This is a genomic window from Ramlibacter ginsenosidimutans (genome assembly GCF_016654015.1).
In the GTDB taxonomy this organism is placed as follows: Bacteria; Pseudomonadota; Gammaproteobacteria; order Burkholderiales; family Burkholderiaceae_C; genus Ramlibacter; species Ramlibacter ginsenosidimutans.
Map to the genome: position 1 here is coordinate 123,855 of NZ_JAEPWM010000008.1, position 25,875 is coordinate 149,729.

23 protein-coding genes are annotated in these 25,875 nt (G+C 68.1%); 7 read left to right on the forward strand and 16 right to left on the reverse strand.

Annotation, left to right across the window (positions count from 1 at the left end):
- Window positions 1-66 precede the first annotated feature (66 nt).
- The 9 genes from JJB11_RS18260 to JJB11_RS18300 form a co-directional block, all read right to left on the reverse strand.
- Complete coding sequence (locus JJB11_RS18260) at window positions 67-3,018, reverse strand: motility hub landmark protein FimV (RefSeq protein ID WP_201964935.1); 2,952 nt, start codon at window positions 3,016-3,018, stop codon at window positions 67-69.
- 265 nt (window positions 3,019-3,283) lie between these two features.
- Window positions 3,284-4,459: an aspartate-semialdehyde dehydrogenase gene (gene asd, locus JJB11_RS18265; protein ID WP_201174660.1), complete on the reverse strand. Its 1,176-nt coding sequence runs from the start codon at window positions 4,457-4,459 to the stop codon at window positions 3,284-3,286.
- A gap of 75 nt (window positions 4,460-4,534) precedes the next feature.
- Window positions 4,535-5,623 carry a 3-isopropylmalate dehydrogenase gene (leuB, locus tag JJB11_RS18270; protein ID WP_201174661.1) on the reverse strand — a complete coding sequence of 363 codons (1,089 nt, stop codon included), beginning with the start codon at window positions 5,621-5,623 and terminating at the stop codon, window positions 4,535-4,537.
- Between the two features lie 164 nt (window positions 5,624-5,787).
- Window positions 5,788-6,435, reverse strand: coding sequence for a 3-isopropylmalate dehydratase small subunit (gene leuD, locus JJB11_RS18275; RefSeq protein ID WP_201174662.1), 648 nt, complete (start codon window positions 6,433-6,435; stop codon window positions 5,788-5,790).
- A 47-nt stretch (window positions 6,436-6,482) separates the two neighbouring features.
- Complete coding sequence (gene leuC / locus JJB11_RS18280; RefSeq protein ID WP_201174663.1) at window positions 6,483-7,904, reverse strand: 3-isopropylmalate dehydratase large subunit; 1,422 nt, start codon at window positions 7,902-7,904, stop codon at window positions 6,483-6,485.
- Window positions 7,905-7,928: 24 nt separating this feature from the next.
- On the reverse strand, window positions 7,929-8,870 hold the full coding sequence (locus JJB11_RS18285) for a LysR family transcriptional regulator (protein ID WP_201174664.1): 942 nt from the start codon (window positions 8,868-8,870) through the stop codon (window positions 7,929-7,931).
- Window positions 8,871-8,982: 112 nt separating this feature from the next.
- Window positions 8,983-9,351, reverse strand: a complete 369-nt coding sequence (locus JJB11_RS18290; protein ID WP_201174670.1) for a VOC family protein — start codon at window positions 9,349-9,351, stop codon at window positions 8,983-8,985.
- Window positions 9,352-9,418: 67 nt separating this feature from the next.
- On the reverse strand, window positions 9,419-10,111 hold the full coding sequence (locus JJB11_RS18295) for a helix-turn-helix transcriptional regulator (protein WP_201174672.1): 693 nt from the start codon (window positions 10,109-10,111) through the stop codon (window positions 9,419-9,421).
- A 113-nt stretch (window positions 10,112-10,224) separates the two neighbouring features.
- On the reverse strand, window positions 10,225-11,574 hold the full coding sequence (locus JJB11_RS18300) for an MFS transporter (protein WP_201964936.1): 1,350 nt from the start codon (window positions 11,572-11,574) through the stop codon (window positions 10,225-10,227).
- Window positions 11,575-11,694: 120 nt separating this feature from the next.
- Here JJB11_RS18300 and cyoA point away from each other — a divergent pair, with 120 nt between their 5' ends.
- The 6 genes from cyoA to JJB11_RS18330 are packed head-to-tail and all read left to right on the forward strand — an operon-like array spanning window position 11,695 to window position 18,412.
- Window positions 11,695-12,747, forward strand: a complete 1,053-nt coding sequence (cyoA, locus tag JJB11_RS18305) for a ubiquinol oxidase subunit II (RefSeq protein ID WP_201174674.1) — start codon at window positions 11,695-11,697, stop codon at window positions 12,745-12,747.
- Window positions 12,748-12,799: 52 nt separating this feature from the next.
- Window positions 12,800-14,794 (forward strand): cytochrome o ubiquinol oxidase subunit I, encoded by a 1,995-nt coding sequence (cyoB, locus tag JJB11_RS18310; RefSeq protein ID WP_201174676.1) that lies wholly within the window; start codon window positions 12,800-12,802, stop codon window positions 14,792-14,794.
- 19 nt (window positions 14,795-14,813) lie between these two features.
- Window positions 14,814-15,440 (forward strand): cytochrome o ubiquinol oxidase subunit III, encoded by a 627-nt coding sequence (cyoC, locus tag JJB11_RS18315; RefSeq protein ID WP_201174678.1) that lies wholly within the window; start codon window positions 14,814-14,816, stop codon window positions 15,438-15,440.
- Window positions 15,437-15,826, forward strand: coding sequence for a cytochrome o ubiquinol oxidase subunit IV (gene cyoD / locus JJB11_RS18320; protein ID WP_201174680.1), 390 nt, complete (start codon window positions 15,437-15,439; stop codon window positions 15,824-15,826). The genes cyoC and cyoD overlap by 4 nt, the downstream gene beginning before the upstream one ends.
- Window positions 15,827-15,828: 2 nt before the next feature.
- Complete coding sequence (locus JJB11_RS18325; protein ID WP_201174683.1) at window positions 15,829-17,886, forward strand: SURF1 family cytochrome oxidase biogenesis protein; 2,058 nt, start codon at window positions 15,829-15,831, stop codon at window positions 17,884-17,886.
- Window positions 17,876-18,412 carry a response regulator transcription factor gene (locus JJB11_RS18330; protein ID WP_201174684.1) on the forward strand — a complete coding sequence of 179 codons (537 nt, stop codon included), beginning with the start codon at window positions 17,876-17,878 and terminating at the stop codon, window positions 18,410-18,412. Before JJB11_RS18325 ends, JJB11_RS18330 begins: the two co-directional genes overlap by 11 nt.
- 137 nt (window positions 18,413-18,549) lie before the next feature.
- Here the strand turns inward: JJB11_RS18330 and gltA are convergent, their stop codons facing one another.
- From gltA to JJB11_RS18365, 7 genes are all read right to left on the reverse strand, one after another.
- Window positions 18,550-19,860, reverse strand: a complete 1,311-nt coding sequence (gene gltA, locus JJB11_RS18335) for a citrate synthase (RefSeq protein WP_201174686.1) — start codon at window positions 19,858-19,860, stop codon at window positions 18,550-18,552.
- 19 nt (window positions 19,861-19,879) lie between these two features.
- The gene (locus JJB11_RS18340; RefSeq protein ID WP_201174690.1) at window positions 19,880-20,170 is read right to left on the reverse strand and encodes an FAD assembly factor SdhE; all 291 of its coding nucleotides are present in this window, start codon (window positions 20,168-20,170) and stop codon (window positions 19,880-19,882) included.
- Between the two features lie 14 nt (window positions 20,171-20,184).
- Window positions 20,185-20,892, reverse strand: coding sequence for a succinate dehydrogenase iron-sulfur subunit (locus tag JJB11_RS18345; protein WP_201174691.1), 708 nt, complete (start codon window positions 20,890-20,892; stop codon window positions 20,185-20,187).
- A gap of 54 nt (window positions 20,893-20,946) precedes the next feature.
- Window positions 20,947-22,755, reverse strand: coding sequence for a succinate dehydrogenase flavoprotein subunit (gene sdhA, locus JJB11_RS18350; RefSeq protein WP_201174693.1), 1,809 nt, complete (start codon window positions 22,753-22,755; stop codon window positions 20,947-20,949).
- 10 nt (window positions 22,756-22,765) lie between these two features.
- On the reverse strand, window positions 22,766-23,131 hold the full coding sequence (gene sdhD, locus JJB11_RS18355; RefSeq protein ID WP_201174703.1) for a succinate dehydrogenase, hydrophobic membrane anchor protein: 366 nt from the start codon (window positions 23,129-23,131) through the stop codon (window positions 22,766-22,768).
- A gap of 14 nt (window positions 23,132-23,145) precedes the next feature.
- A complete protein-coding gene (gene sdhC / locus JJB11_RS18360) occupies window positions 23,146-23,571 on the reverse strand; it encodes a succinate dehydrogenase, cytochrome b556 subunit (RefSeq protein ID WP_201174705.1) in 426 nt (141 codons plus the stop codon).
- Window positions 23,572-23,898: 327 nt separating this feature from the next.
- On the reverse strand, window positions 23,899-24,681 hold the full coding sequence (locus JJB11_RS18365; protein ID WP_201174707.1) for a GntR family transcriptional regulator: 783 nt from the start codon (window positions 24,679-24,681) through the stop codon (window positions 23,899-23,901).
- A 203-nt stretch (window positions 24,682-24,884) separates the two neighbouring features.
- On the opposite strand from JJB11_RS18365, the gene JJB11_RS18370 reads away from it, so the two are divergent.
- Window positions 24,885-25,871 (forward strand): malate dehydrogenase, encoded by a 987-nt coding sequence (locus JJB11_RS18370; RefSeq protein WP_201174709.1) that lies wholly within the window; start codon window positions 24,885-24,887, stop codon window positions 25,869-25,871.
- Window positions 25,872-25,875: the final 4 nt, after the last annotated feature.

Genomic DNA, 25,875 nt, shown 5'->3' on the forward strand with positions numbered 1-25,875 from the left:
CGTCACCCCAGCCTACGGTTCCCGCGTCACCCCAGCCTACTGGGGGACGCGGGCGGAGGGAAGACCTTAACCGATCTCGGCCAGCAGGCGCTGCGCGCGCGACTTGAGGTCGCCCGACGCTTCGGCCAGCACTTCCTCGGCGAGGCTGCGGGCGCCGTCGGCATCGCCGATCGCGTTGAACTCCTCGGCCAGGGCGAGCTTGGTCGCGAGCGGGCTTTCCGCTTCGCCACCGGCCGCGGCAGGCGGCGCGACGTCCAGGTCCATGGACGGCAGGGACACGGCAGGCTTGGCCGCAGGTGCGGCGGCAGCGGGTGCCGGTGCAGCAGCAGCGGGCGCGGGAGCAGCAGGGGCGGGCGCCGGTGCCGGCGCCTCGCCGGGCAGGTCCAGCGACAGGCCGGCCAGGTCGAACTCCAGCATCTCGCCCTTGGGCGCGGCAGCTGGCGCCGCCGCCGGCTTGGCAGCGGGAGCCGCGGCCGGGGGCGTGTCGAAGTCCATCTCCAGCGGCGGCATGTCGAGGCCGGCGGGCTCCGTCGGGGGCACGTCGTGCGACGGCGCGGGAGCGGGCGCGGGCCGCGCCGCGGGCTTCGCTGCCGGCTTCGCAGCGGCCGGGGCCGGTGCGGCTGCAGGCGCGGCGTCGTCGCCGAGCGAGAAGTCCAGGTCGAGGTCCAGGTCCGGAATGACCGTGGCGGCATACGGGGGCGGCGAGGCCGCACGCGCCGGGCTGGCCGCAACGGCGGCCACCGGGGCGCCGCCGGCACCGGATTGCCCGCCGCCGCGGTACATCGGATTCGCCGGGTCGAGTTCGTGGCCGAGGTCGCAGATGTGGTCCCACTCGGGCCCGGAGCCGTGCGTGAGGTTGAAGGCCTCGGCGGCGACCGCTTCGAAGGCCTTCGCGTCGCGGCGCTTGGCGTAGATCTCCAGCAGCTTGGCGTGGATCGCCACGCGCTGCGGGTTCATGCGCAGCGCTTCCTTCAGGATCTCCTCGGCCTGGAGGTCGCGGCCATAGGCCAGGTACACGTCCGCTTCGGCGACGGGGTCGACGTCGCCTGCTGCATCGAGTTGGCTGGGCGAATAGACCATCGACGAGCCCGTCGGATTGTTGGTCTCAGCGGTGTCGATGCGTTGCCCGCCGCTGGCGCCGAAGAAAGAATCAGGTTGCAGCCTGCTTTCGAGGAAGGAACTGTCGACGGCAGCGGTCTTGCGCTTCTGCCGCATCTTGTAGAAGCCGAAGCCCAGGAGCACCGCGAGCAGGCCGACGCCGAGGGCGGGGACCAGCGGGTTCTCCAGCACGTCGTCGAGCAGGCCCGGTTCGGGCGGCGGCGGCGCGCGCTTCGCGGCAGGCTTGGCGGCTGCGGCCGGCGCACCGCCGCTGGCGGCGCGTTGCGCGGCCGAAGCGGTGGCCGCAGGTGCAGTGGCAACCGGCGCGGTAGCGGTCGTGGGCGCGGAAGCAGCCGCGCTCGGCGCCGAGGCTGGCGTCACCGCTGCAGGTGCCGCAGCGGGCGCGGGCGCAGGCGTGGGCGTCGTTGCCGCAGCGACCGGGGCCGGTGCGGGCGTCGATGCGGCAGCCGCGGGTGCCGATGCGGGCTTCGCGGCCATCGCAGCGGCAGGAGCCGATGCAGGTTTGGCGGACGTCACAGCGGCAGCGGCGGGAGCCGATGCAGGCTTGGCGGCCGTGGCAGCGGCAGCGCCGGGTGTCGATGCGGGCTTCGCGGCCGTGGCAGCGGCGGCGGGTGCGGCCGCAGATGCGGACTTCGACGCCGGCGCCGGCGGGGTCATGCCCGCGGGCGCCGTCACGCCCGCGCCGGGACGCGTTCCGGTGCCGCCCGCCGCGCCCGGCGTGCTGCCGGACAGGCGATTGAGGTCCGCGATGTTCTTGTTCAACTCCGCGACGCGCTGCTCCTGCTCCTGGGCCTGGCGCTCGCGGGCGATCTGGTCCGCGTTGGGCGTCTTGCCCTTCGCCGAGCCCTTCGACAGCGTGAGCCGGTCGGCGGGGCCGCTGGGCGCCTTCTTGTCTTCCACCTGCGCCTGCACGCGGCCCGAGGCCTCGCGGCTGGCCGCCGGAGCAGCCGCGGTCGGCACGCCCTCGGCGAGGCGGCGGCGGAATTCGTTGAAGTCGCGGCTCTGCACCACCAGCGTCTGGTGCGCCTCGTCGGGGCTCACCGCGCTCGCCTGCTCTGCGCTGGGCACGTCCAGCACCGCGCCGGACTTCAGGCGGTTGACGTTGCCCGCGACGAAGGCGTCGGGATTGGCGCGCAGCATCGCCACGAGCATCTGGTCGAGCGACACGCTCGCCGGCTTGTTCGCAGCGGCGATGCGGCCCGCCGTGTCGCCGCTCTTGACGGTGACCGACTTGCCTTCGCCCGATGGCGTCGCGGCAGCAGAGGGCTTCGCAGCAGGAGTGGGGGCGCGCGCCGTGGAAGCGGCGGGCGCAGCGGCCGCAGGCTCCGCAGGGCTTGCCGATGCGGCCGCGCGGGCCGGCGCCGTCGATCGTGGGGTTACCGAGGGTACAGGCACGCTGCGGCTCGGCACGGGCGTGACCTGCGCGGCGAGCGGGGCCTGGCCCTGGCGCAGCGCCGGCGGGTCGAGCAGCATCGTGAAATCGCGCTGCACGCTGCCGGCGGCCCACCTGGCCTGCAGGATCACGTCCACGAAGGGCTCGTTGACCGGGCGATCGCTCGCGAGCTGCAGGAAGTGGCTGCCGTCAGGGCGGCGCTGCAAGCTGATGGTGACGTTGCCCAGCGCGGGGTTGTAGTCCATCCCGCGGCTGCGGAAGGTGTCGGGCGACGCAATGTTCGCGCGCAGCGAGGCCACTTCGTCCGGACTGATTTCCGGGACGTCGACTTCCGCGCGCAGCGGTTCGCCGAGGGCGGACCGCACCGTGACGCGACCGAGCGCCAGTGCAAGAACATCGGGGGAAGCGAGGCCGAACGCGAGTGCTGCGGCCAACGCCAGCGCCGACAGGCGTGGCTTCGGCAGGCTGCTCTGTGTCGGCGTCCCCACTCCTCGGTCGGGAGGCATTTTTCTCTTCATGCGGCCCATTGCCTTCGAGGCTTAATTCGAAAAAGGACCATAACAGCAACGTCTTAGACTGACAAGCTGAGACACTGCTTAACGTCCGTGGAGCCGTTTTGAGGCGCGTGATGAGGCAGGGCTTGTTGCCGTGTCACAACGCGGGCCGCGCGTGTTGCAGCGATGAGTGTTTCGCGCAGCCCACACGTGTGCACGCGCCGACCACATGAAAAAAGCGCCGCGGTTGCGGCGCTTTTGTCGGCTCGCGCAGGCCTCAGGCCTCCAGCAGCACGCGCAGCATGCGGCGCAGCGGTTCCGCCGCACCCCACAGCAGCTGGTCGCCGATGGTGAAGGCGCCCACGTACTCCGGACCCATCGCGAGCTTGCGGATGCGGCCCACCGGAATGTCCAGCGTGCCCGTCACGGCGACCGGCGTGAGGCCTTGCATGGTGGCCTCGCGCGTGTTGGGAACGACCTTCGCCCAGGCGTTGTCGGCCGCGATCATTGCTTCGATGTCGGCGACGGGTACGTCCTTCTTCAGCTTGAAGGTCAGCGCCTGCGAGTGGCAGCGCATCGCGCCCACGCGCACGCAGAAGCCATCGACCGGCACCGGCTTCGTGCCGAAGCCTTCACCCTGGCCCAGGATCTTGTTGGTCTCGGCGCCGGCCTTCCACTCCTCGCGCGAGATCCCCCAGCCGGCTTCGTCCGGCTGCTTCCCGATCCCCAGGTCCTTGTCGATCCAGGGAATGAGCGAGCCGCCCAGGGGCACGCCGAAGTTCGCCGTCTCTTCGCTGGAGAGCGACTGCTGGCGCGCGAGCACCTTGCGATCGATTTCCAGGATCGCCGACTTCGGGTCGTCCAGCAGCGAGCGCACCTCCGCGTTGAGCGTGCCGAACTGCGTGAGCAGCTCGCGCATGTGCTGCGCGCCGCCGCCCGATGCGGCCTGGTAGGTCATGCTGGTCATCCACTCGACCAGCCCCGCCTTGTACAGCGCGCCCACGCCCATGAGCATGCAGCTGACGGTGCAGTTGCCGCCGATCCAGTTGCGGCCACCCTTGGCGAGCGCGTTCCTGATCACCGGCATGTTGACCGGGTCGAGCACGATGATCGCGTCGTCCTTCATGCGCAGCGTGGACGCCGCGTCGATCCAGTGGCCGTTCCAGCCGGCCGCGCGCAGCTTGGGAAACACCTCGGTCGTGTAGTCGCCACCCTGGCAGGTGATGACGATGTCGCACTTCTTCAGCGCCTCGAGGTCGAACGCGTCCTTGAGCACCTTCTCGTTCTTCGCTTGCGCGGGGGCCTTGCCGCCGGCATTGGAGGTCGAGAAGAAGAGTGGCTCGATCAGGCCGAAGTCGCCTTCGGCCTGCATGCGGTCCATGAGGACCGAGCCGACCATGCCGCGCCAGCCGACGAGGCCGACCAGCGGTTGTTGTCCGTTCGAGAGTTTCATCGCTGCGCCTTTCCGTTGGGATCCTGTTCCCCCGGCTCGTCTCGGCCGGAGGTGGCGCGACGAACCGGAGCTTGTCTAGCTCTTGGTGGTCTTCTTCGTGATGGCTGCCACGACGGCCTCGCCCATTTCGCGGGTGCCGACCTTGCGGGTGCCTTCCGACCAGATGTCCGCCGTCCGCAGGCCCTGCGACAGCACGTCCTTCACCGCGGACTCGATGCGGTCGGCGGCTTGGGGCTGGTTGAGGGAGAAGCGGAGCATCATGGCGGCAGACAATATTGTAGCCAAAGGATTGGCCACGCCCTTGCCCGCGATATCGGGCGCGCTGCCGTGCGACGGCTCGTACAGGCCCTGGTTGCTGGCGTTCATGCTGCCCGAGGGGAGCATGCCGATGGAGCCGGTGAGCATGGCGGCCTCGTCCGAGAGGATGTCGCCGAACATGTTGCCGGTCACGACCACGTCGAAGGACTTGGGCGATTTCACCAGCTGCATGGCCGCGTTGTCCACGTACATGTGGTCCAGCTTCACGTCGGGATACTGCTGGCCCACTTCCGTGACCACGTCCTTCCAGAACTGGAAGGTCTCGAGCACGTTGGCCTTGTCGACCGAGGTCACCTTCTTGCCGCGCTTGCGGGCGGCCTGGAACGCGACGTGCGCGATCCGCTCGATCTCCGGCCGCGTGTAGCGCATCGTGTCGAACGCTTCCTCGGCGCCGGCGAAGGTGCCATCGGGCGAGGTGCGCCGGCCGCGCGGCTGGCCGAAGTAGATGTCGCCGGTGAGCTCGCGGATGATCAGGATGTCGAGGCCCGCGACCAGCTCCGGCTTCAGCGAGGACGCGTGCGTGAGCTGCTCGTAGCAGATGGCGGGCCGGAAGTTCGCGAACAGGCCCAGGTTCTTGCGCAGGCCCAGGATCGCCTGCTCGGGACGGAACTGGCGTTCCAGCTTGTCGTACTTCCAGTCGCCGACCGCGCCGAACAGGATGGCGTCGGCCGCCTTGGCGAGCTTCAACGTGGCTTCGGGCAGCGGATGTCCGTGCTTGTCATAGGCCATGCCGCCGACATCGGCGAACTCCAGCTCCAACTTCAGGTCGAGGACCTTCAGGACCTTGACGGCCTCGTCGACGATCTCGGTGCCGATGCCGTCACCGGGCAGGACTGCGATTTTCATGGGGGTGCTTTCTTTGAAGGCCGTGCGATCACCGAGAGAGGAACGCAGAGGACGCAGAGGTTACGCAGAGGACGCAGAGAAAACCTTTCTTGAATTCCTCTGCGTCCTCTGCGAAACCTTTGCGCACTCTGCGTTCACCTGCTCATGCGACACGCAGCCGATTTCTAGAGCGTATGCGCCAGCCAGGGCTTCTTCGCCAGGCGCTCGGATTCGTAGGCCTTGATCTTGTCGGACTGGCGCAGGGTCAGTCCGATGTCGTCGAAGCCGTTCATGAGGCAGTACTTGCGGAAGCCCTGGACTTCGAAGGGCAGCGGGTCGGCGCCGCCGGCGCGCGTGACCACCTGGCGGTCCAGGTCCACGGTCAGCTCGTAGCCGGGGAAGGCGTAGCACTCGTCGAACAGCTTCGCGACCTGCGCCTCCGGCAGCACGATGGGCAGCACGCCGTTCTTGAAGCAGTTGTTGAAGAATATGTCCGCGAAGCTCGGCGCGATGATGGCGCGGAAGCCGTACTGCTGCAGCGCCCAGGGCGCGTGCTCGCGGGAGGAGCCGCAGCCGAAGTTGCGGCGCGCGAGCAGGATGGACGCGCCCTTGTAGCGCGGCTGGTTCAGCACGAAGTCCGGGTTCGGCTTGCGCGAAGCCGGGTCCTGGCCCGGCTCGCCGTGGTCCAGGTAGCGCCACTCGTCGAACAGGTTCTGGCCGAAGCCGGTCTTGCGGATCGACTTGAGGAACTGCTTGGGGATGATCGCGTCGGTGTCGACGTTCTCGCGGTCCATCGGGGCGACGAGCCCCTTGTGCACGATGAATTTGTCCATGTTGCTTCCTTCTCCCTCCCCTTCTGGGGGAGGGCTGGGGTGGGGGCTCAGGCGAACTGCCGGATGTCCACGAAATGGCCGTGCACCGCGGCAGCGGCGGCCATGGCGGGACTCACCAGGTGCGTGCGGCCTCCGGCGCCCTGGCGGCCTTCGAAGTTGCGGTTGCTGGTCGAGGCGCAGCGCTCGCCCGGCTCGAGCCGGTCGGCGTTCATCGCCAGGCACATGGAGCAGCCGGGCTCGCGCCACTCGAAGCCGGCGGCGCGGAAGATCTGGTCCAGGCCTTCGCGCTCGGCCTGCTCCTTCACCACGCCCGAGCCCGGCACCACCAGGGCGGCCTTGATGTTGGGCGCGACCTTGCGTCCGAGCTTCTTCACCACGGCGGCGGCCTCGCGCATGTCCTCGATGCGGCTGTTGGTGCAGGAGCCGATGAACACCTTGTCCACGTAGATGTCGTTCATGGGCTTGCCCGGTTCCAGGCCCATGTAGGTGAGCGCGCGTTCCATCGCGTTGCGCTTGTTGGCGTCCTTCTCCTTGTCGGGGTCCGGCACGCGCGCATCGATGGTGGTCACCATTTCGGGCGAGGTGCCCCAGGTCACCTGCGGCACGATCTGCGTCGCGTCGAGTTCCACCACGGCGTCGAACTTCGCATCGGGGTCCGAGTAGAGCGTGCGCCAGTAGGCCACCGCCTGCTCCCACTCCACGCCGCTGGGCGCGAGCGGCCGGCCCTTGACGTACTCGATGGTCTTCTCGTCCGGTGCGACCATGCCCGCGCGTGCACCGGCTTCGATCGCCATGTTGCACACGGTCATGCGGCCTTCCATGCTGAGGCCGCGGATGGCGGAGCCGGCGAACTCGATGGTGTAGCCGGTGCCGCCGGCCGTGCCGATCTTGCCGATGATGGCCAGCACGATGTCCTTCGCCGTGACGCCGGGGGCGAGGCGGCCCTCGACCAACACCCGCATGTTCTTCGCTTTCTTCTGCAGCAGCGTCTGCGTGGCGAGCACGTGCTCCACCTCGGAGGTGCCGATGCCGTGCGCGAGCGCGCCGAAGGCGCCGTGCGTGGAAGTGTGCGAGTCACCGCAGACCACCGTCATGCCGGGCAGCGTCGCGCCCGACTCGGGGCCGATCACGTGCACGATGCCCTGGCGCTTGGACAGGAAGGGGAAATACGCGGCTGCGCCGAACTCGCCGATGTTCTTGTCGAGCGTCGTGACCTGCTCCTTGGAGATCGGGTCGTCGATGCCGTCGTAGCCCCGCTCCCAGCCGGTCGTGGGCGTGTTGTGGTCGGCGGTCGCCACCACGGAGCTGATTCGCCACACCTTGCGGCCGGCCTCGCGCAGGCCCTCGAAGGCCTGCGGGCTGGTCACCTCGTGCACCAGGTGGCGGTCGATGTAGAGGACGGCCGTCCCGTCTTCCTCGGAGTGGACGACGTGCTCGTCCCAGATCTTGTCGTACAGCGTGCGTCCCATGGAGGCTTCCTTTGGCGTGAAATTCTATGCGGCGAGCGCCTGCGGGCTGTCGGCCCGGGCGCGCAGGTGGTCCACCAGCAGGCGGGCGGTGAGCGGCAGGGTGGAAAAGTCGCGGGCGACGAGGCGGATGTCGCGCGTCGCCCAGGCGTCGGTCAGCGGCACGCAGGCGAGCTCGCCCACGTGCATCAGCGTGAAGGCCCGGCGCGGCATGAGGCCGACGCCCAGTCCGTTGTCGATCATGCGGCACATTGCGTCCAGGCCCGTGACGTGGATGCGCAGCTTGATCGCGCGTCCCGCCGCCGCGGCCGCCTCGCGCATCGCGAGGTAGATGGAGCTGTTGGAGTGCAGGCCCACGTGGTCGAAGTCCAGCGTGTCCTCGAAGGCGATGGCCTCCTGCCGCGCCAGTGCATGGCCGCGCGGCACGATCAGCACCAGCTCGTCCTGCCGATAGGGCAGCGTCTGCAACTCGTGGCCGTTGCCGCCTGCGGCGACGTTGCAGATGCCCAGGTCGGCCGCGCCTTCCTGCACGGCGCGCAGCACCTCGGTGGACAGGTGCTCCTCCAGGTCGATCTTCACCTGCGGGTGCTCCTCGCTGAAGGAGCCCAGGTCCTCGGGCAGGAACTGCACGATGGCGGAGATGTTCGCGTGGATGCGCACGTGGCCGCGCACGCCGTCGGCGTACTCGGAGAGTTCCGCCTGCATCTTCTCCAGGCTGAACAGCACGGAGCGCGCGTGGTGCAGCAGGCTTTCGCCGGCGGGCGTGAGCTTCACGCCGCGCGTGTGGCGATAGAGCAGGGGCGTCTCGAGCGTCGCCTCCAGGTCCGACAGGCGCTTGCTGACGGCCGAGGCGGCGATGAACTCGCGCTCCGCGGCCTTGCCGATCGAGCCGAGCTCGCACACCGCCACGAAAAGCTGCAGCGAGGTGAGGTCGATCCGGCGGGCGAAGGAGCGTTCGGAGGGGCGCATGGCGGGCTGGGCATCGCATGGCGCGATGGCAGTTCGGGATTCTCCCCGAAGGAGGCGGACGCGGTCATCGCGATCCGCGATGACCGCATTGCCCGCAGGCGTTCCGGCTGGCTCAGCCGGCCGGGCAGAAGGCGCGCAGCCGGTGCCCGTCCGGATCCAGGGCCAAGGCCGTGTAGCCGAAGTCCATGCGCGTGGGCGACTGGGCGACCTGCACGCCCAGCTCGCGCCAGCGGGCGTGCAAGGCGTCCACCTCTCCGTCGCTGGACAGGGCCATGCAGAGCTCGGACGCGCCGGGTGCGGCCTGCGGCGCCGGTTCCACGCCGGCGCGGGCCCACAGTCCCAGCATGAGGCCCTCGGCCAGCGGGAACATCGCGAAGGTAGGCGAGCTCTCCACCGGCGGGCGCCCGAGCAGGCGCTCGTAGAAGCGGGCGCTGGCGGGCGTGTCCTGCACGTACAGGAGGACGAAGTGCTTCGGGTCCATGAGGAACTCCTTTCGTTGACAGGAGACCCATGCTAGGCAGCGCGGTGACAGGAACTGGCAGCAGCGTTCAGTCGCGCGGCCGCGGGATGCGTTGCGTGGACCGCCACTCCTTGAGCAGCTGCTGCCGCTGGCGCGGATAGCGATCCTGCAGGACTTCCAGCGCCGCGATGCGGTCCACGCGGAAGTGCCGGTAGTCCACGCGCTGCTCGCACCAGGCGGCGACCATCCGGGTCTGCTCGAAGAAGCCGAGTGCGAAGGGCCACACGACACGCTCGGACGACGCACCCGCGGCATCGCGGTAGTCCAGCCGCAGCTTGCGCTGCGCGCGGATGGCGCGCCGGATGCTGGCGAGCAGCGCCTCCGGTGCCGGTGCCTCGCGTGCGGGCACCAGCAGTGCGTTGCTTTCCAGTTCGTGGCGCAGCGGCGCCGGCAGCACGGCGTGGATCTTGGCAAGGGCGTTGCGGGCGGCCTCCGCCAGCTCGGGATCGGTATGGGCCGCAACCCAGCGCGAGCCGAGCACCAGGGCCTCGATTTCTTCTTCGCTGAGCATCAGCGGGGGCAGCGTGAAGCCGGGCCGCAGCACATAGCCGACGCCCGCCTCGCCTTCGATGCTTGCGCCCTGGGCCTGCAGGGAGGCAATGTCGCGGTAGAAGGTTCGCAGGCTCACGCCGAGTTCCTGCGCCAGCACGGCGCCGCGCACCGGCTCGCGTCGCCGGCGCAGGGCCTGCATCAGCGCGAGGAGGCGTTCGGCGCGGGACATGGCGCGCAGCATAGCCGCGCGCGCCGTGATTCTTTGCTCCCTCCCCCTCTGGGGGAGGGCGGGGGTGGGGGCGCCGCGTGGCGCTCGAGCGTCGCCTGAGGCGGCCCCCGGACTCAGTCCTTCAGCGACGTCAGCAAGCGGTTCGTGCGCAGCGCCAGCAGCGTGCACACCGCGCCGGAGAGCAGGTAGAGGCTCACGGCGACCAGCCCGAAGCGTGCCGACAGGTACAGCGCCACGAAGGGCGCGAAGGCGGCGCCGATCAGCCACGCGAGATCCGTGGTGAGCGCCGCGCCCGTGTAGCGCAGGTGCGGCAGGAAGTTGGACGTCATGGTGCCCGCGGCCTGCCCATACGAGAGGCCCAGCAGCACGAAGCCGACCAGGATGAAGGCGTCACGCCCGACGCTGCCGGAGTCCAGCAGGAACGGCGTGGCGACGCTGAACACCGCGATCGCGAACGCGAGCGTGCCCAGCGTGCGGCGGCGGCCGATGCGGTCGGCCATCCAGCCGGACACGGGCATGGCCAGCGCGCCGAGGACGCCACCGAGCAATTCCACCGTCATGAACTGTGCGACCTCTTCCTGGGAGAACAGCACCACCCACGACAGCGGGAAGATCGTCACGAGATGGAACAGCGCATACGAGGCCAGCGCCGCGAACGCCCCGATCACGATGTTGACGCCCTGCGTGGACAGCAGCTCGCCGGTGTTGCCCGGCTCCAGTTCGGCGTGCTCCAGGCCGCGCTCGTACTCGTGCGTCACCACCAGCCGCAGGCGCGCGAACAGCGCGACCACGTTGATCGCGAACGCCGCGTAGAACGGGTAGCGCCAGCCCCAGGTCAGGAAGTCGGCGCTGGACAGGTTGGTCCAGAGGTACAGGAACACCGCGCACGCGACCACGAAGCCCAGCGGGGCGCCGAGCTGGCCCAGCATCGCATACCAGCCGCGCTTGTGCTCCGGCGCGTTGATCGCCAGCAGCGAGGGCAGGCCGTCCCAGGACCCGCCGAGGGCCAGGCCCTGGCCGATGCGGCATAGCGTGAGCAGGGCGATCGACCAGACGCCGACCGCGCCGTAACCCGGCAGCAGCGCCATGCTGCAGGTCGAGATGCCAAGCAGGAACAGCGAGACGGTGAGCTTCACGCTGCGGCCGAAGTGCCGTTGTACCGACATGCCCAGCAGCGTGCCGATCGGCCGCACCACGAACGCGACCGCGAACACGGCGAAGGCGTACAGGATGCCGTGCAGCCGGTCCACGAACGGGAAGAAGACTTGCGGGAAGACGAGCACCGAGGCGATGCCGTAGACGAAGAAGTCGAAATTCTCGGAAGCCCGGCCGATCACCACGCCGACGGCGATGTCGCCGGGGGCGACGACCGCCTCGTCCGGCGAGTTGTGGGGTGTGGCGCCGTGGGCGCCGGTCATCGTGGGGGAGAGCGGAGGCAGGGGGGCGCTGGCGGCAGAACTCATCGGGCGGACGGCGGTGTAGAGCCGAGTGTGGGACAAAATGTCCAATGCAACTTTGACGTCAATCAGGATACATTCGCTCTCGTTGCGCAACTGGCGTTTTCCCTTGCGCTCTGTAACCCCATGTATCCCCCACTCCGACTCGCAGCCCGTCGCATCGGGCTCGCCCTTCTTCTCTCCGCGCTCGCCGGCTGCGACACCATCGTCATGAAGCCGCACGGCGACGTCGCCGCGCAGCAGGCGCAATTGATCTGGCAGTCCGTCTTCCTGATGCTGCTGATCATCGTGCCGGTGATGGTGCTGATCCTGCTGTTCGCGTTCCGCTACCGGCAGTCCGCCAATGCGACCTACATGCCCGACTGGGACCACTCGACGCGCCTCGAGCTCCTGATCTGGGGCGCGCCGCTGCTGATCATCATCGCGCTGGGCACCATCACCTGGATCAGCACGCACAAGCTCGATCCGTACCGGCCGCTGGATCGCATCAACGCGCAGACGCCGATCACCGCGCCAGTGAAGCCGCTGGTGGTGGACGTCGTCGCGATGGACTGGAAGTGGCTTTTCATCTATCCGGAAGAAGGCTTCGCCACCGTCAACGAGGTCGCGGCGCCGGTGAACCGCCCGATCCAGTTCCACATCACGTCGACGACGGTGATGAATGCGTTCTACGTGCCGGCGCTCGCGGGCATGGTGTACGCGATGCCCGGCATGGACATGCAGTTGCACGCCGTGATGAACGACCCGGGCGCGTACGAAGGCATCTCCGCCAACTACAGCGGCGCCGGCTTCTCCGACATGAAGTTCAAGTTCCTCGGCCTCTCCGAGCAGGACTATGCGGACTGGGTCGCGAGCAACCGGCAGGGTGGCGCGGCGCTCACGCGCGCCGAGTACGTGAAGCTGGAGCAGCCGAGCGCGAAGGAGCCGGTGCACCGCTATGCGAGCGTCGAGGACGGCCTGTACGACGCGATCCTCAATCGCTGCGTCGACGGCAAGAAGATGTGCATCAACCAGATGATGCACATCGACGCCAACGGCGGCGCGGGCAAGGGCTCGGCCAGCGAAGGTGCGCTCCTGCAGCAGGACCTCGGCCCGCGCGGCAAGCGCACGGTCGTCGCCGCACTGTGCACGCCCTCGAATCCCCTGGGACTTCCCATCGCCACGGCCGCCACCCGCTGAAGAACATTCCGGCGCCGCCCCGATGGGGGCGCCCTCCTGACAAGACCACGCCATGTCCACCGACCTGAGCCACCTCATCTTCGGCCGCCTCAGCTGGGAGGCCATCCCCTACCACGAGCCCATCCTGGTCGCGACCTTCGCCGCCGTCGCCCTGGGGGGCCTCGTCGTGCTGGCCGCACTCACCTACTTCAAGTGGTGGGGCCCGCTGTGGCGCGACTGGGTGTGCAGCATCGACCACAAGAAGATCGGCATCATGTACATGGTGCTGGGCGTCGTCATGCTGCTGCGCGGCTTCGCCGACGCGATCATGATGCGCGCGCAGCAGGCCGTCGCCTTCGGCGGCAACATGGGCTTCCTGCCGCCGCACCACTACGACCAGATCTTCACGGCGCACGGCGTGATCATGATCTTCTTCGTGGCGATGCCCTTCGTCACCGGCCTCATGAACTACGTCGTGCCGCTGCAGATCGGCGCACGCGACGTGGCCTTCCCGTTCCTGAACAACTTCAGCTTCTGGATGACGGTCAGCGGCGCGGTGCTCGTGATGCTGTCGCTGTTCGTCGGCGAGTTCGCGCGCACCGGCTGGCTCGCGTATCCGCCCTTATCGGGGCTGATGGCCAGTCCGGACGTCGGGGTGGACTACTACCTGTGGTCCCTGCAGATCGCGGGGGTCGGAACGACCTTGTCGGGCATCAACCTGATCGCCACGATCATCAAGATGCGCGCGCCCGGCATGAACCTGATGCGCATGCCCGTGTTCACGTGGACTGCGCTGTGCACCAACGTGCTGATCGTCGCGTCCTTCCCGGTGCTCGCCGCGACCCTGGCGCTGCTGAGCGCCGACCGCTACCTCGGCACGAACTTCTTCACGAACGACTTCGGCGGCAATCCGATGATGTACGTGAACCTGATCTGGATCTGGGGCCACCCCGAGGTCTACATCCTGGTGCTGCCCGTCTTCGGCGTGTGGTCCGAGATCGTGTCGACCTTCAGCGGCAAGCGCCTGTTCGGCTACGCGTCGATGGTCTATGCGACCGTGGTGATCACGATCCTGTCGTACCTGGTGTGGCTGCACCACTTCTTCACCATGGGCTCGGGCGCCAGCGTGAACTCGTTCTTCGGCATCACGACCATGATCATCTCGATCCCGACCGGGGCGAAGATCTTCAACTGGCTGTTCACGATGTACCGCGGCCGCATCCGCTTCGACGTGCCGATGATGTGGGCCGTCGGCTTCATGGTCACCTTCATCATCGGCGGCATGACCGGCGTGATGCTGGCCGTGCCTCCCGCGGACTTCGTGCTGCACAACTCGCTGTTCCTGATCGCGCACTTCCACAACGTGATCATCGGTGGCGTGGTGTTCGGCGTGTTCGCCGCGATCAACTACTGGTTCCCCAAGGCCTTCGGCTACCGGCTGGACGCGTTCTGGGGCAAGGCTTCGTTCTGGTTCTGGCTGGTGGGCTTCTGGGTCACCTTCGCGCCGCTGTACCTGCTCGGCTTCATGGGCGTGACGCGCCGCATGAACCACTTCGACGACCCGTCGCTGCAGCCCTACATGATCGTGTCGTCCATCGGGGCAGGCCTGATCGCGCTGGGCATCGGCTGCTTCCTCGTGCAGCTCGCGGTGAGCTACGTCAGGCGCGAGCAGCTGCGCGACGTGACCGGCGACCCGTGGGATGCGCGCACGCTGGAGTGGTCCACCTCCTCGCCGCCCCCGGAATACAACTTCGCCTTCACGCCCGTGGTGCATGACAACGACGCGTGGACCGACATGAAGCGGCGCGGCGCCCAGCGTCCGCTGGCCGGCTTCAGGCCGATCCACATGCCGAAGAACACCTCCGCGGGCTTCATCATCGCCGTGCTCGCCACCGCCATGGGCTTCGGGCTGATCTGGCACATGTGGCTGCTGGCGGGCCTCGGCTTCGTCGCCATGATCGGGACGGCCATCTTCCACACCTTCAACTACGACCGCGACTTCAACATCCCGGCCGACGTGGTGGCGCGCACGGAAGCTGCGCGCACCCGGTCGCTGGCCGCGGCGTGACGCGAAAGAACACCAGGCGATGAGTTCCACCACCACCGTTCCGCCGACCGGCGCCGCGCCGGTCTTCTACGACGACGGCAGCCACCACCCGGAGCAGGGCACCCTGCTCGGGTTCTGGCTGTACCTGATGAGCGACTGCCTCGTCTTCGCCATCCTGTTCGCCACCTACGGCGTGCTCGGTCGCAACTACGCGGCCGGCCCTTCGGGCGCGGACCTGTTCGAGCTGCCGGTCGTGGCCGTCAACACCGGCTTCCTGCTGCTGTCCTCCATCACCTACGGCTTCGCAATGATCGCGATGCTGGGCCGCAAGAAGACCGGCGTGCTGGTGTGGCTCGCGATCACGGGCCTGCTCGGCGCCGGCTTCCTCACCCTGGAAATCAACGAGTTCGCGCACCTCATCGCCGAAGGCGCCGGCCCCTGGCGCAGCGCGTTCCTCTCCAGCTTCTTCACGCTGGTGGGCACGCACGGCCTGCACGTCACCTTCGGCATCGTGTGGCTGATCACGCTGATGGTGCAGGTCGGCAAGCTGGGCCTCACGCGCGAGAACAAGCGGCGCCTCGTGTGCCTGTCCATGTTCTGGCACTTCCTGGACGTCGTGTGGATCGGCGTCTTCACCTTCGTGTACCTGATGGGGTCCATGCGATGAGCGCCCAGCACGCGACCGCCGGCCACGGCGACCACCACGACGATCACGACGACATCGAGTACCACGCCACCGTGAAGGGCTACGTGGTCGGGTTCATGCTGTCCGTCGTCCTGACCGCGATCCCGTTCTGGCTGGTGATGGCGAAGGTGCTGCCCACCACGCTCACCAGCGTGATCATCCTGGGCTTCGCGGCCGTGCAGATGGTCGTGCACGTCGTCTACTTCCTGCACCTCGATCGCCAGGCGCAGGGCGGCTGGAACCTGCTGGCGCTGATCTTCACCGTCGTCATCCTGTTCATCCTGCTGTCGGGATCGATCTGGGTCATGTACCACATGAACGAGAACATGATGCCCGTCGACCCGCAGATGATGCGCAACATGCCTTGAGCATGGGGCGAAGGCCGCGGTCGCTGGTCGCGCTGGTGGTGATGCTCACTGCCTGTGCGCTGGCGGCCGCGGGCTTCGCCGCATTGGGCGTCTGGCAGGTGCGTCGGCTCGCCTGGAAGGAGGCGCTGATCGCGCGCGTGGACCGCAACATCCACGGTGCGCCTGTCCCCGCGCCCGCATCCGCGCAGTGGCAGCAGATCACCGCCGCCGACGAGTACCGGCGCGTGCAGGCCAGCGGCCACTTCGACTATGGGCATGAAGTGGAAGTCGCGGCCACCACCGAACTCGGCGCCGGCTATTGGGTGCTCACGCCGCTGCGCACGCGCGACGGCACGTGGATCCTCGTGAACCGCGGCTTCGTGCCGCCGGAGCTGCGCGCGAACGTGCCGCGGGGACCGGACCAGGGCGAAGTGACCGGCCTGCTGCGCTCCAGCGAACCGGGCGGCCGCTTCCTGCAGGCCAACGTGCCCGCGGCCGGCCGCTGGTATTCGCGCGACGTCGCGGCGATTGCGACCACCGAGCGCCTCACGGGCGCCGTGGCGCCGTATTTCATCGACGAAGTCGCAGGCCCGGACACGGCGACCCGCTGGCCGCGCCCCGGCCTCACGGTGATCCGCTTCCCCAACGACCACCTGCAGTACGCGATCACCTGGTTCGCGCTCGCCGCCATGATGGCCGCCGCCTTCGGGTACGTGCTGTTCGACGACCGGCGCCGCCGGGCCGCCTGGGGCCAGTCCTTGCTCACCCACGCCTACCATCTCCCGCTGGACGAAGCCGGCAAGGTGCCGGAGCGCCTGGCCCACCGCCGCAACCTGCTGCAGCTCGTGGAGCTGCGCTGGCTCGCCGTGGGCGGCCAGCTGCTCACGATCGTGCTCGTGGGGACCTTGCTGGGCGTGCCGTTGCCGCTGCGCGAGATGCTCACCCTGCTGGCCGTGCTTGCGCTGTTCAACGTGGCGAGCTGGTGGCGCACGCGGCTCGCGCGCCCGGTGGTCAACGCCGAACTGTTCGGGGGCCTGCTGGTCGACGTCGCCGTGCTCACGGCGCAGCTCTATTTCTCCGGCGGCATCACCAATCCCTTCATCTTCCTGTTCCTGCTGCAGGTGGCGGTGGCTTCGGTGCTGCTGCGTCCGCGCTACGTGTGGGCGATGGTGCTCGTCACGACCTGCGCGTTCGTCGCGCTCACGATGTGGCACCGGCCGCTGGCGCTGGGCGGGCTCGCGCAGGCCGCCCTCTCGAGCGATTACGTGGGCGGACTGCTGGTCTGCTTCGCGCTCAACGCGGCGCTGCTGGTGATCTTCATCGGCCGCATCTCGCGCAACCTGCGCCAGCGCGACGAAGCGCTCGCCAGGCTGCGGCAGCGCGCGGTGGAGGAGGAGCACATCGTGCGCATGGGCCTGCTCGCCTCGGGCGCGGCGCACGAGCTGGGCACGCCGCTCGCGACACTCGCGGTCATTCTCGGCGACTGGTCGCGCATGGCGCCGTTCGCGGGCGAGCCGGAGCTGCGCGAGGAGATGGAGGAGATGCAGCGGCAGATCGCGCGCTGCAAGGCGATCGTGTCCAACATCCTGCAGTCCGCCGGCGAGACGCGCGCCGTCGCGCCGCAGGAGACGAGCCTCAGCGTCTTCCTGGACGAACTGGTGGAGGAGTGGAAGCGCACGCGCGGCGCCGAGCTCACGTATCGGCGCGAAGGCCTGGACCTGCCGATCATCTCGGACACGGCCTTGCAGCAGATGGTCGGCAACGTCCTGGACAACGCGCTGGAGGCCGCGCCGGGGCAGGCGCTGCGCTTCGAGGCGAGCTGGGACGAGGACACGCTCACGTTGCGGGTGCAGGATCGCGGCCCGGGCTTTCCGGACCACGTCCTCGAGCGGCTCGGCACGCCGTACCAGTCCAGCAAGGGCACGCCGGGGCGCGGGCTCGGGCTGTTCCTCTCGCTCAATGTCGCACGCACCCTGGGGGGACAGATCGCGGCGCACAATGTTCCCGGAGGCGCGGAAGTGACGATCACGCTGCCGCTCGCCTCGCTGATGCCGAACGAGGATGAGGACGATGGACGCTGATCGCGAACTGCTGGTGGTGGAGGACGACGACGCCTTCGCCCGCTCGCTGCAGCGCTCGTTCGAGCGGCGCGGCTACCGCGTGCTGCGGGCGTCCGACCTCGAGAGCGCCCGCGCGGTGCTGCAGGAGCACAGGCCGGGGTATGCGGTCGTGGACCTCAAGCTCGCCGGCGGCGCTTCCGGCCTCGCCTGCGTGCAGCTGCTGCACGAACACGACCCGGAACTGGTGATCGTCGTGCTCACCGGCTACGCGAGCATCGCCACGGCGGTGGAGGCCGTGAAGCTGGGCGCCCGGCATTACCTGGCCAAGCCCGCCAACACCGACGACATCGAGGCCGCCTTCGCGCGCGCCGACGGCGACGCGGACGTGGAGCTCACGGAGCGGCAGACCAGCATCAAGACGCTGGAATGGGAGCGCATCCACGAGACGCTGGCCGAGACCGGCTTCAACATCTCGGAGACGGCGCGCCGCCTGGGCATGCACCGCCGCACTCTGGCGCGCAAGCTGGAGAAGCAGCGGGTGAAGTGAAGCCTGCGAGGCGAAGCCTTCTGGATTTCCGGCAGGGGAACGCAGAGGACGCAGAGGTTTCGCAGAGGACGCAGAAGGACATCCGCAAGAAAAAAGGCCCGCGCGAGCGGGCCTCTGTCTTTGCCGGCGCGAACGCTTCAGCGCTTGTCGATCGGCTGCACGTCGCGCTTGACCGAGCCGGTGTACAGCTGGCGGGGCCGGCCGATCTTGTACTCGGGATCCGCGATCATCTCGTTCAGCTGCGCGATCCAGCCGACCGTGCGGGCCAGCGCGAAGATCGCGGTGAACAGGCTCACCGGGATGCCGATCGCGCGCTGAACGATGCCGGAGTAGAAGTCCACGTTCGGGTACAGCTTGCGGGAGACGAAGTACTCGTCTTCCAGCGCCACCTTCTCCAGCGCCATCGCCAGCTTGAACAGCGGGTCGTTGTGCAGGCCCAGGGCGTCCAGCACCTCGTGGCAGGTCTCGCGCATCAGCTTGGCGCGCGGGTCGTAGTTCTTGTACACGCGGTGGCCGAAGCCCATCAGCTTGACGTTGGAGTTCTTGTCCTTCACCTTGGCCACGAACTCGCCGATCTTGGCGACGCCGCCCATCTTCTGGATGTCTTCCAGCATGTTCAGCGCCGCTTCGTTGGCGCCGCCGTGCGCCGGACCCCACAGGCAGGCCACGCCGGCCGCGATGGCCGCGAACGGGTTGGTGCCGGAGGAGCCGCACAGGCGCACCGTGGAGGTGGATGCGTTCTGCTCGTGGTCGGCGTGCAGGATGAAGATGCGGTCCATCGCGCGCACCAGCACCTCGTTGGGCTCGTACTCCTCGCACGGCGTGGCGAACATCATCCGCATGAAGTTCGCCGTGTACGACAGCGAGTTCTTCGGGTACATGTAGGGCTGGCCCATCGAGTACTTGTACGCCATGGCCACCAGCGTCGGCATCTTCGCGATCAGGCGGATCGCGGAGATCTCGCGGTGCTCGGGATTGTTGATGTCCGTGCTGTCGTGATAGAAGGCCGACAGCGCGCCCACCAGGCCCGTCATCACGGCCATCGGGTGCGCGTCGCGGCGGAAGCCGCGCAGGAAGAACTGCATCTGCTCGTTGACCATCGTGTGGTTGGTCACGCGCGCCACGAAGTCCTGCTTTTGCTGCGGGTTTGGCAGATTGCCGTACAGCAGCAGGTAGCAGGTCTCGAGATAGTCGCAGGAGGTCGCGAGCTGCTCGATGGGGTAGCCGCGGTACAGCAGCTCGCCCTTGTCGCCGTCGATGTACGTGATGGTCGACTGGCACGAGGCCGTGGACATGAAGCCCGGGTCGTACGTGAACATGCCGGTCTGCGCATACAGCTTGCGGATGTCGATCACGTCCGGGCCGATAGTGCCCTGGTAGACGGGCATTTCGACGCTCGGGCTGCCGTTGCTGAAGGACAGCGTGGCCTTGTTGTCGGCGATTTTCATGGTTTTCCTCAACAGGTATTCAATGCCCAGGTGCTGGTGTCGCCGCCGGCCTGCGCAGCATCCCCAGTACTTCGTTCACATCCGCACGATCCAGTCCCCCTTGCGGGTTGCGCCGCCGCAGCAGCAGGTCGAGCAGGTCGTTGTCGGCCAGGTCCATCAGGTCCCCGAGCGCTTGCGCCTGGCGCACCGTCAGGGCGTCGGCGTAGCGTTCGAAAAAGCGCTCGATGAACAGGTCGTTCTCCAGCAGCCCGCGCCGGCAGCGCCAGCGCAGCTTGCTCAGCGCGCGTTCATCGAGCAGCGTTTCGGCCATTGTCCAACAAAGCATCAGACCGCGCGGCGGACCATCAATTCCTTGATCTTGCCGATCGCCATGGTCGGGTTCAGCCCCTTCGGGCAGACGTCCACGCAGTTCATGATGGTGTGGCAGCGGAAGAGCCGGTACGGATCCTCGAGATTGTCCAGGCGGGCGTTGGTGGCGTCATCGCGGCTGTCGGCGATGAAGCGGTAGGCCTGCAGCAGGCCGGCGGGACCCACGAACTTGTCCGGGTTCCACCAGAAGCTGGGGCAGCTGGTCGAGCAGCTCGCGCACAGGATGCACTCGTACAGGCCGTTGAGCTCGTCGCGCTCCTCGGGCGACTGCAGGCGCTCCTTCTCGGGCGGGATGCTGTCGTTGACGAGGTAGGGCTTGATCGAGTTGTACTGCTTGAAGAACTGCGTCATGTCCACGATCAGGTCGCGGATGACGGGCAGGCCGGGCAGGGGCTTGAGCGTGATCGGCTTGTCGCCCAGCGAACGCAGGTTGGTGAGGCACGCGAGCCCGTTCTTGCCGTTGATGTTCATCGCGTCCGAACCGCAGACGCCTTCGCGGCAGGAGCGGCGGAAGGCGATCGACGGGTCCTGCGCCTTGAGCTTCATCAGGGCGTCGAGCAGCATGCGCTCGTTGCCCTCCAGCTCGATCTCCACCGTCTGCATGTAGGGCTTGGCGTCCTTGTCCGGGTCGTAGCGGTAGATGTGGAAGGTGCGCTTTTGCATGGAGTGGTCCGTATCCTGAATCTAGGCGGGAATGAGGTGCGCAGTAGCACGTAATCAGAAGGTCCGCACCTTGGGCGGCACGGAGTCCACCGACAGCGGCTTCAGCTGCACGGGCTTGTAGTCCAGCCGGTTGCCCTGGCTGTACCACAGGCTGTGCTTCATCCAGTGCGCATCGTCGCGTCCGAGCGGGGCGACCGGGTCGTCGGCCGGGCGTTCGTAGTCCATCACCGTGTGGGCGCCGCGGCATTCCTTGCGGGCGGCCGCCGAGACCATGGTGGCCTGCGCCACCTCGATCAGGTTGTCGACTTCCAGCGCCTCGATGCGCGCGGTGTTGAAGACCAGCGACTTGTCGCGCAGCTCGATGCCGTTCACGCGCTCGCGCAGGGCGGCGATCTTCTGGACACCCTCGTCCATGCCGGCCTGCGTGCGGAACACGCCCGCGTGCAGCTGCATGGTGGCGCGGATGTCGTTGGCGACGTCCTGCGCGTATTCGCCCTTCGCGCGGGACTCCAGCTGGTTCAGGCGCGCCAGCGAGTAGTCGGCAGCGTCGGCCGGCAGGGGCTTGTGCGACTTCGTCGTGCTCGCGAAGTCCACGATGTGGTTGCCCGCGGCCTTGCCGAACACCAGCAGGTCCAGCAGCGAGTTGGTGCCCAGGCGGTTGGCGCCGTGCACGCTGACGCAGGAGCATTCGCCCACCGCATACAGGCCGTTCACGGGGTCGTTGTCGCTGCCGTTCCGCTGCAGCACCACCTGGCCGTGGATGTTGGTCGGGATGCCGCCCATCTGGTAGTGGATGGTGGGCACGACCGGGATCGGCTCGCGCGTGATGTCCACGTTGGCGAAGTTGATGCCGATCTCGTAGACGGAGGGCAGGCGCTTGTGGATGGTGTCGGCGCCGAGGTGGTCGAGCTTGAGCAGCACGTAGTCCTTGTTGGGACCGCAGCCGCGCCCTTCCTTGATCTCCTGGTCCATCGAGCGCGAGACGAAGTCGCGCGGCGCCAGGTCCTTCAGCGTGGGCGCATAGCGCTCCATGAAGCGCTCGCCGTTGCTGTTCAACAGGATCGCGCCTTCGCCGCGGCAGCCCTCGGTCAGCAGCACGCCCGCGCCGGCGACGCCGGTCGGGTGGAACTGCCAGAACTCCATGTCTTCCAGCGGGATGCCGGCGCGCGCCGCCATGCCCAGGCCGTCGCCGGTGTTGATGAAGGCGTTGGTGGAGGCCGCGAAGATGCGGCCCGCGCCGCCGGTGGCCAGCAGCACGGTCTTGGCGTGCAGCACGTGCAGGTCGCCGGTTTCCATCTCCAGCGCGGTCACGCCGACCACGTCGCCCTCGGCGTCGCGGATCAGGTCGAGCGCCATCCACTCCACGAAGAAGCTGGTCCTGGCCTTCACGTTCTGCTGGTACAGCGTGTGCAGCATCGCGTGGCCCGTGCGGTCGGCGGCGGCGCAGGCGCGCTGCACCGGCTTCTCACCGTAGTTCGCCGTGTGGCCGCCGAAGGGACGCTGGTAGATCGTGCCGTCGGGGTTGCGGTCGAACGGCATGCCGAAGTGCTCGAGCTCGTACACGACCTTCGGCGCCTCGCGGCACATGTATTCGATCGCGTCCTGGTCGCCCAGCCAGTCGCCGCCCTTGACGGTGTCGTAGAAGTGGTAGTGCCAGTTGTCCTCGGACATGTTGCCCAGCGAGGCGCCGATGCCGCCTTGCGCCGCCACCGTGTGCGAGCGGGTGGGGAACACCTTCGACAGCACGGCCACGTTCAGGCCGGCGAGGGACAGTTGGAGGGAGGCGCGCATGCCGGAGCCGCCGGCGCCCACGATGACGACGTCGAACTTGCGCGTCGTGACGTTGCTCTTGGTATATGCCATTGTTTCGTCCTCAGACCCGCCACAGCACCTGGATGGCCCAGCCCGCGCAGCCGAGGAGCCACACGATGACCAGGAACTGGAGGACCAGGCGCACGCCCACGGGCTTGACGTAGTCCATCAGCACGTCGCGCATGCCGACCCACACGTGGTAGATCAGGCCGACGATGGTGGCGAAGGTGAGCGCCTTCATCCATTGCGGATGGAAGATGCCGGCCCAGCCGTCGTAGCCGACCGGGCCGCGGGTGAAGAGCACTTGCGCCAGCACCACCAGCGTGGTGCAGGCCATGAGAACGGCGGTGACGCGCTGGGCCAGCCAGTCGCGGGTGCCGTAGTGCGCACCGACGACGGTGCGGCGGGAGCCGTAGTTGACAGCCATTGGGGTTGTTCCGGTTAGTAGAGGCCGAACAGCTTCGCGCCCAGGACCACGGTGAGCAGCAGGCTCACGACGAGCGTGACGCGCGCCGAGGTGTTGCCCCAGCTCTTGGTCACCGCCTTGTGGCTCACGTCCATCCACACGTGGCGCACCCCCGCGATGAAGTGGTGCAGGTAGGCCCAGATCAGCAGCAGCGCCACCAGCTTCAGGACCACGCCGCCCGCGCCGCCCGCGAAGGCACTGCGGAAGCGCGCGTACGAAATCTCCGAGGACACCGAGGTGTCGAAGATCCACAGGATGAAGGGCAGCAGGACGAACATCAGCACGCCGCTGATGCGATGCAGGATCGACACCCAGCCCGGCGCCGGCAGGCTGTACGTCGGCAGGTCCTTGAAGGCGTTGATGTTGCGGAACTCTGGCCGCTTCCTGGCGAGCTCTGTCATGTCGTTGTTTCTTTCGTGGACGGATATCGGTGCGGACAAAATTCTATTGCAACGCAACAGAGTGCTTCGGCCGACCGGCGCCGACCTTGCGCCCCGCGCGGTGAAAGCCTAGAAGCTGTGGATGAATTGATCGCGCCCACGACGGTACGCCTCAGGGCGCAGGCGTAGGCGCGGCCCGCAGTCCAGGCTGGCCGCCTGGACAAGGGGCGCAACGCCCGCATGCGCCCTGAGGCGTGCCGGCCCGCAGGGCGAGCCTGGTCGCGAGCGTCGATGAATCCCTGACGCCAGGCAGGCCCGCGTGGGTGTGAGCAATTCATTCACAGCTTCTCAATTCAACTCGTTGCGGTAGTGGTGGGAGTCAGTGCGATAGAGGCCGCGGCGCAGCTCCATGGGTACGTCGTTATACGTATAGGACAGCCGCTCGACGGACAGCAGCGGTGCGCCCGGCGCCACGCCGAGCAGTGCAGCCTGCTGCACGTCCGCCGCCACGGCGCGGATCTTTTCCTCGGCGCGCACCATGCGCACGCCGAATTCGACTTCGAAGAGGGCATAGGTCGGACCCTGGTGCGCGGCGAGCTGTTCGGCCGTCAGTCCCTTGAAGGGATGGCCGGGCAGCCAGAGGTCCTCGAGGATGGTCGGCACGCCCGCGAACGAGAGCACGCGCCGCACCTGCAGCACCGGGTCTCCCGTGCGCAGCTGCAGCGACCGCGCGACCTCGGCGCTCGCGCGCTGGCGCCTGCACTCGAGGATGTTGCGCTGCGCCGCGCCTTCGCCGCCGCCTCCGCTGTCGGGCACCAGCCGCAGGAAGCGGTAGCGCGTGTGCCGCTCCGCGTGCGTCGCCACGAAGGTGCCCTTGCCCTGCCGGCGCACGACGAGGTTCTCCGCGGCGAGCTCGTCGATCGCCTTGCGCACCGTGCCCTGGCTCACACGGAAGCGCGCGGCCAGCTCGATCTCGCTCGGGATCGCTTCGCCCGGCTTCCATTCACCTGCTTCGAGGCTCTGCAGGATCAGTCCCTTGATCTGCTGGTACAGCGGGCTGAACGCAGGGGTGCCCGCGCCGGCCGCATCGGGCAGGGCGCTGCTGTCGAAGGAGGACGGGGATGGGGCCATGGGCGGGTCGGGTGCGGGCACCCGGATGTCCTTGATGATATCTTATATAAGACATAAGACGCGTTGACCCGCGCGTGTCGGCGCGGGTAAACTCCGGGCCTGTCCACGCAGGGCCGACCGGGCCGCACAGGCGTTCGCCTCCCCGTCCCACGCCCCCACGCCGACTCCCTGATCGCATCCCCACTTCCATCCGGAGAATTTCCATGAGCAAGAAGCCCGTCCGCGTCGCCGTCACCGGCGCCGCCGGCCAGATCGGTTATGCCCTGCTGTTCCGCATCGCCTCCGGCGAGATGCTGGGCAAGGACCAGCCCGTGATCCTGCAGCTGCTGGAGATCCCCGACGAGAAGGCGCAGAAGGCGCTCAAGGGCGTGATGATGGAACTGGAAGACTGCGCCTTCCCGCTGCTGGCCGGCATGGAAGCGCACAGCGACCCGATGACGGCGTTCAAGGACACCGACTATGCGCTGCTGGTCGGCGCCCGTCCGCGCGGCCCCGGCATGGAGCGCAAGGACCTGCTGTCGGCCAACGCGCAGATCTTCACGGCGCAGGGCAAGGCGCTCGACAAGGTCGCCTCCCGCAACGTCAAGGTGCTGGTGGTCGGCAACCCCGCCAACACCAACGCCTACATCGCGATGAAGAGCGCGCCCAGCCTGCCGCGCAAGAACTTCACCGCCATGCTCCGCCTGGACCACAACCGCGCGCTGTCGCAGATCGCCGCGAAGATCGGCGCCCAGGTCGCCGACATCGAGAAGCTCACGGTGTGGGGCAACCACTCGCCCACGATGTACGCCGACTACCGTTTCGCCACGGTCAACGGCAAGTCGGTCAAGGACCTGATCAACGACCAGGAATGGAACAAGAACGTGTTCCTGCCCACGGTCGGCAAGCGCGGCGCCGCGATCATCGAAGCGCGCGGGCTGTCCTCCGCCGCATCGGCTGCCAACGCCGCCATCGACCACATGCGCGACTGGGTCCTGGGCTCCAAGGGCAAGTGGGTCACGATGGGCATCCCGTCGGACGGCCAGTACGGCATTCCCAAGGACATCATCTTCGGCTTCCCGGTGACGACCGAGAACGGCGAGTACAAGCTGGTCGAAGGCCTGCCCATCGACGCCTTCTCGCAGGAGCGCATAGCCCTGACGCTCAACGAGCTGAAGGAAGAACAGGCCGGGGTCGCGCACCTGCTCTGAGCGG

What these genes read in the sequence shown, in the direction of transcription:
- JJB11_RS18260 (WP_201964935.1), bottom strand. Translation starts at nt 3,018, where the DNA reads ATGCCTCCCGACCGAGGAGTGGGGACGCCGACACAGAGCAGCCTGCCG.
- asd (WP_201174660.1), bottom strand. Translation starts at nt 4,459, where the DNA reads ATGAAACTCTCGAACGGACAACAACCGCTGGTCGGCCTCGTCGGCTGG.
- leuB (WP_201174661.1), bottom strand. Translation starts at nt 5,623, where the DNA reads ATGAAAATCGCAGTCCTGCCCGGTGACGGCATCGGCACCGAGATCGTC.
- leuD (WP_201174662.1), bottom strand. Translation starts at nt 6,435, where the DNA reads ATGGACAAATTCATCGTGCACAAGGGGCTCGTCGCCCCGATGGACCGC.
- leuC (WP_201174663.1), bottom strand. Translation starts at nt 7,904, where the DNA reads ATGGGACGCACGCTGTACGACAAGATCTGGGACGAGCACGTCGTCCAC.
- JJB11_RS18285 (WP_201174664.1), bottom strand. Translation starts at nt 8,870, where the DNA reads ATGCGCCCCTCCGAACGCTCCTTCGCCCGCCGGATCGACCTCACCTCG.
- JJB11_RS18290 (WP_201174670.1), bottom strand. Translation starts at nt 9,351, where the DNA reads ATGGACCCGAAGCACTTCGTCCTCCTGTACGTGCAGGACACGCCCGCC.
- JJB11_RS18295 (WP_201174672.1), bottom strand. Translation starts at nt 10,111, where the DNA reads ATGTCCCGCGCCGAACGCCTCCTCGCGCTGATGCAGGCCCTGCGCCGG.
- JJB11_RS18300 (WP_201964936.1), bottom strand. Translation starts at nt 11,574, where the DNA reads ATGAGTTCTGCCGCCAGCGCCCCCCTGCCTCCGCTCTCCCCCACGATG.
- cyoA (WP_201174674.1), top strand. Translation starts at nt 11,695, where the DNA reads ATGTATCCCCCACTCCGACTCGCAGCCCGTCGCATCGGGCTCGCCCTT.
- cyoB (WP_201174676.1), top strand. Translation starts at nt 12,800, where the DNA reads ATGTCCACCGACCTGAGCCACCTCATCTTCGGCCGCCTCAGCTGGGAG.
- cyoC (WP_201174678.1), top strand. Translation starts at nt 14,814, where the DNA reads ATGAGTTCCACCACCACCGTTCCGCCGACCGGCGCCGCGCCGGTCTTC.
- cyoD (WP_201174680.1), top strand. Translation starts at nt 15,437, where the DNA reads ATGAGCGCCCAGCACGCGACCGCCGGCCACGGCGACCACCACGACGAT.
- JJB11_RS18325 (WP_201174683.1), top strand. Translation starts at nt 15,829, where the DNA reads ATGGGGCGAAGGCCGCGGTCGCTGGTCGCGCTGGTGGTGATGCTCACT.
- JJB11_RS18330 (WP_201174684.1), top strand. Translation starts at nt 17,876, where the DNA reads ATGGACGCTGATCGCGAACTGCTGGTGGTGGAGGACGACGACGCCTTC.
- gltA (WP_201174686.1), bottom strand. Translation starts at nt 19,860, where the DNA reads ATGAAAATCGCCGACAACAAGGCCACGCTGTCCTTCAGCAACGGCAGC.
- JJB11_RS18340 (WP_201174690.1), bottom strand. Translation starts at nt 20,170, where the DNA reads ATGGCCGAAACGCTGCTCGATGAACGCGCGCTGAGCAAGCTGCGCTGG.
- JJB11_RS18345 (WP_201174691.1), bottom strand. Translation starts at nt 20,892, where the DNA reads ATGCAAAAGCGCACCTTCCACATCTACCGCTACGACCCGGACAAGGAC.
- sdhA (WP_201174693.1), bottom strand. Translation starts at nt 22,755, where the DNA reads ATGGCATATACCAAGAGCAACGTCACGACGCGCAAGTTCGACGTCGTC.
- sdhD (WP_201174703.1), bottom strand. Translation starts at nt 23,131, where the DNA reads ATGGCTGTCAACTACGGCTCCCGCCGCACCGTCGTCGGTGCGCACTAC.
- sdhC (WP_201174705.1), bottom strand. Translation starts at nt 23,571, where the DNA reads ATGACAGAGCTCGCCAGGAAGCGGCCAGAGTTCCGCAACATCAACGCC.
- JJB11_RS18365 (WP_201174707.1), bottom strand. Translation starts at nt 24,681, where the DNA reads ATGGCCCCATCCCCGTCCTCCTTCGACAGCAGCGCCCTGCCCGATGCG.
- JJB11_RS18370 (WP_201174709.1), top strand. Translation starts at nt 24,885, where the DNA reads ATGAGCAAGAAGCCCGTCCGCGTCGCCGTCACCGGCGCCGCCGGCCAG.